Origin of the sequence: Aeromonas sp. R3-1 (genome assembly GCF_040908345.1) — a bacterium.
Taxonomy (GTDB): domain Bacteria; phylum Pseudomonadota; class Gammaproteobacteria; order Enterobacterales; family Aeromonadaceae; genus Aeromonas; species Aeromonas veronii.
The window spans coordinates 1-2,692 of sequence record NZ_JBFODN010000022.1 but is presented as its reverse complement, the minus strand read 5'-3'; the positions used below and the strand labels follow the sequence as shown (position 1 = coordinate 2,692).

Annotated in this window: 2 protein-coding genes; both read left to right on the top strand. The window is 60.5% G+C overall.

Annotated features, from left to right (window positions below):
* On the top strand, positions 1-950 hold a 950-nt coding region (locus AB5Y85_RS01320; protein ID WP_368221070.1), incomplete at its 5' end, for an ABC transporter permease.
* A gap of 2 nt (positions 951-952) precedes the next feature.
* On the top strand, positions 953-2,317 hold the full coding sequence (locus AB5Y85_RS01315) for an efflux transporter outer membrane subunit (protein WP_257686677.1): 1,365 nt from the start codon (positions 953-955) through the stop codon (positions 2,315-2,317).
* The last annotated feature ends 375 nt before the right edge of the window (positions 2,318-2,692 follow it).

Sequence of the window (2,692 nt, the reverse complement as noted above, 5' to 3'; positions counted from 1 at the left end):
ACAAGGGGGATCTCGATGCCCTGCTGGGGCAGCCCTATCTTGCGGGCGCCAGCCCCGAGATCGGCAGCTCCGGCCAGTTGCGCTATCGCAACAAGACCAACAGCGGCAACGTGACCGGGGTCGGTAACGACTATTTCAAGGTAAAGGGGATGACGCTGGTCAGTGGTCGCTTACTGGAGTGGCAAGATATCCAACAGCGTGCTGCCGTTGCCATGGTGGACAAAAAGAGCATCACCAGCCTGCTTGGCAAGGAGGAGCCGGTCGGCAAGGTGGTACTGGTCGGCACCTTGCCGGTGCGGATTGTCGGTGTGGTTTCGCAGGAGACCGGCTTCGGCCCCACCAGCCAGTCAGTCAATATCTGGCTGCCCTACAGCGCGGTGATGAGTCGCCTCATCTCGCAGCACCACTTCAGCCAGATCACCATCCGGGTCAAAGACGGGGTACAACCGGCACTGGCCGAGCAGGCGGTGATCGAGCTGATCACCAAGCGCCACGGGGTGAAGGATTTCTTCACCTTCAGTAGCGACAGCATCATCAAATCGGTAGAGAAAACCACCGCCACCATGACCCTGATGGTCTCGGCCATCGCGGTGATCTCGCTGATCGTCGGCGGGGTGGGCGTGATGAACATCATGCTGGTGTCGGTGGTCGAGCGCACCCGCGAGATCGGCATTCGCATGGCCGTGGGCGCCCGCCAGTCGGATATTCTGCAGCAATTCCTGATTGAGGCTGTGATGGTGAGCCTGCTGGGGGGGATCTTCGGCGTCGGCCTCTCGCTAGGCATTGGCGCGCTCTTTTCACTGTTGGTGGACTCCATCAAGATGCAGTTTTCGCTCTTCTCCATCCTGATGGCCTTTGGCTGCTCGTCACTCATCGGGATCCTGTTTGGTTACCTGCCGGCACGCAATGCGGCGCGGCTCGACCCTGTTGTCGCACTGGCGAGGGAATAACAATGCACAAACTCTCCTGGCTGGCTCTCTGCATGGCCCTCAGCGGCTGCAGTCAGCACAGCACCTATCAAAGACCCGAGCTGGCGCTCGCCCCTGCATGGCAACAGGCAGACGGCGCCCAACTGGCTGCGCAGGCAGGCCACTGGTGGCGGGAATTTCATGATCCCCAACTCGACAAATTGGTCGAGGCGGTTCTAGCCGCCAACCCGGACATGCATGTGGCGGCCCTCAAGCTCAAAAGCGCCAGACTGGGCGCCGAGCAGGCCGATACCAACCTCACACCCTCGGTCAATGGCACTATCGCAGCCAGTGGCAACAAGGATCTGAAAACCGGCAAAGGCACCAACAGTCTGGGCCCCTCGCTGAGCCTCAGTTACGAAGTGGATTTGTGGGGCAAGCTTGCCTCGGTGCGAGATCAGGCAAGCTGGGAGGCGGCGGCGAGCGAGCAGGATCTCGCCAGCACCCGACTACTGCTGATCGGCAATACCCTGGAGCAGTATTGGCAGCTCGGCTATCTCGGCTCTGCCATCGCACTCGGAGAACAGCAGCTGGCCAACCTGACGCGAACCAAGCAGCTGACCCAAACCAAATACCAGGCAGGCGCCATCACCCGACTCGATCTGGCGCAGGCACGCCAGCAACTGGCAGGCAAGCAGGCTGAGCTGGCCTCCCTCAAAGCGCAGCAGGAACAGGCTCGCAATGCCCTGCGTCTGTTGCTGGGCCGCAGCAGCGGGCCGCTGGAGTATGCACCCGCTTCCCTTGCAAAGCAGGCCATTCCTGAACTTGCGGTGGGTATTCCGGCCGATGTGCTGGCCCGCCGCCCCGATGTCAAAGCGGCCGAATTGCGGCTGCGCAAGACGCTGGCTAAAGGGGATGAGATCCGCACCAGCTTCTACCCCAGCCTGACCCTGACCGGCAGTGCCAGCACCGCATCCGATAGATTGGCGCAGGTGCTGCAAAATCCGGTCGGTACGCTAGGAGCCAGCCTCGCCCTCCCCTTCCTTGAATACAACCGCACCCAGCTCGCCATCGAAAGCTCAGAGCTGGATTACCAGATTGCTGAAACCGAGTTTCGCAAACAGCTCTACACCGCACTGGTGGAGGTTGAAGACAATCTGGCCGCACACCACTATGGCCAGCAGCGACTCGATTATCTGCAGGAGCAGCTGAGTTATGCCCGGGAGGCCGAACGACTGGCCAAGGCACGCTTCCAGGCGGGTGCGACCGGCGTGCAAGCCTGGCTCGATGAGCAGAACCGACTGTGGGATGCCCAGCAGAGCCTGTTGGCCCAGCAAAAAGAGCAGCTCACCACCACTGCCAAAATCTATCGCGCCCTGGGTGGCAGCGATAGCGTGGCGCCCCGATAACGCTTCACCCGGCCATTCCCCGCTCAGCCGGCAGAGTGGGGAATGCCATCGCCATCGACCGCACCGAATTCCCTCGCCCACACGGCAGACAAACGCCATTGCTCATCATCAGGAGCAGTTACGGCAGCCCATCCAATTACATGCATCGGCGACCCAGAATATCCCGGCTATACCTTGCGGCTATCTCTATCCCTCACGCACCCTGTGGAGATAACGATTACCGGATATTCCATCAGCAGAGAGCTCGACTCTCGCAGAGCGGCGCCCCGTGAATCGTAAGAGTGTATGGAGATGGTATTCACCTGACAGTTGCCCACAAAAGGGAGTGGTCATACGGCTTCAAACCGGATAACAAAACGGTACCCCTACCGTGTT

Excerpts from the sequence above, each read along its gene's own strand:
- AB5Y85_RS01315 (WP_257686677.1), top strand. The coding sequence starts at position 953 with ATGCACAAACTCTCCTGGCTGGCTCTCTGCATGGCCCTCAGCGGCTGC.